This window comes from Protofrankia symbiont of Coriaria myrtifolia (genome assembly GCF_900634755.1).
GTDB lineage: Bacteria > Actinomycetota > Actinomycetes > Frankiales > Frankiaceae > Protofrankia > Protofrankia coriariae.
This window is the reverse complement of record NZ_CAAAFS010000135.1, coordinates 1-1,552: the sequence shown is the minus strand read 5'-3', so window position 1 is coordinate 1,552 and position 1,552 is coordinate 1. Positions and strand designations below refer to the sequence as shown.

General features: G+C 74.1%; 1 protein-coding gene and 1 pseudogene. Both read left to right on the top strand.

The genetic code is table 11. From position 1 onward, the window contains the following. Positions 1-1,252, top strand: a 1,252-nt coding sequence (locus CM1CMNOD_RS07615) for a Gfo/Idh/MocA family protein (RefSeq protein ID WP_131773921.1), incomplete at its 5' end; no start/stop codon positions are given. 144 nt (positions 1,253-1,396) lie between these two features. After that, positions 1,397-1,552, top strand: a pseudogene (locus tag CM1CMNOD_RS23915) (GDP-mannose 4,6-dehydratase); the annotation flags it as partial.

The window sequence follows — 1,552 nt, the reverse complement described above, 5'->3', positions numbered from 1 at the left end:
AGGACGGCTGTCGGGGCTGTCCGGGCTGCCGGGGCCGTCCGGTGCCTCCCGGTTGTCCCTGCCGCTGCGGCTGCCAGGGTCATCCCTGGCGGCCGGGCTCTCCCGGGTCCCCGGGCTGCCCGTTCTCCCCGGGCCGGCCGGGGCACGCCGCGCCGCCCGCGCAGGCGACAGCGCACACGACAACGGCGCACACACCGACAGCACACGGGACGCCGGCCGGCGCTACGGCATCGGCTGGATCGGCGCCGGCGCCTTCTCCGCCACCGTGCTGCTGCCCGCCTTCCGGGCCGCGGGCTTCGACCGCTTCGTCACGGTCGGCTCGGCCGGTGGGCTGCGCGCCCGGCGCTTCGGGGAGCGCGCCGGCTTCACGCGGATCGCCGGCAGCCCGGACGCCGTCATCGACGATCCCGACGTCGACGTGGTGGTCATCGCGACCCCGCACGACGCCCACGCCGACCTGGTCGTACGGGCGCTGGAGGCCGGCCGGCACGTTTGGTGCGAGAAGCCGCTGGCGCTGTCCTTCGACGAGCTGCGGGCGGTGGCGGACGCCGCCCGCGGCGCCGACGGCGTCCTGTTCACCGGTTTCAACCGGCGCTGGTCACCCGCGGCCCGGCTCGCCCGGGAACAGCTCGACGCCCGGACGTCCCCGCTCACCATGATCTACCGGGTTGCGGCCGGGAAGGTCACGGACGGGCACTGGTACGCCGACCGCCGCCAGGGCGGACGGCTGCTCGGGGAGGTCTGCCACTTCGTCGACACCTGCACGTTCCTGAACCCCTCGGAGATCGTGTCGGTGCGGGCGCATCCGGCCGGACGCGGGGGCGTGCTGCTCGCCGACGACGTGACGGTCGTGCTCGGGCACGCCGATCAGTCGGCCTCGGTGATCGTCTACTCCTCCGCGCGCCCGGCCGGCGTCGGCAAGGAGCGTCTGGAGGCGCTGGCCGGCGACACGCACCTCGTCCTCGACGACTTCCGGTCGCTGACCGTCGGTGGCCGCGCTGTCTGGCAGGGACGCCAGGACAAGGGGCATGAGGCGGCCGTGCGCGAGTTCCACCGGCGGCTGCGCAACACCAATGACGCCCCGGAGACGGACTTCGGCCTCACCACCTCGGCCCACGTCCTCGCAGCTGCCGCCGCGGCGACGGCAACCGCGGCGACAGCGCCGGCAGCAACCCGAAGCAGCGCCCAGCGGGCGGAGCACGTCACACCCGATACCCCGAGCACCCCGACTACCCCGAGCACCGTGACGTGACAGCGCAAAACGCAGCGACCGGCACGGTCGCCACGGACACGGTCACACTGCCCGGCAGGCCGCACGCCGCCCGACACCGGCGGCCGCGGCGCGTGGCCCCCAGGCGCCCCGTCCTCATGAACTCGGAATAGACGACTGAACCTATACGTCGTTCAGGACCTGCGTTTCCTGCGGCCCGCGGAGGTCAACGTGCTCGTCGGCGACGCATCCAAGGCGCGGGGTCTGCTCGGCCGGCGACCAGCCGTCGGCTTCCGCGCTCTTGTCGGGATGATGGTGGACGCCGACCTTGCCGCCGTACGT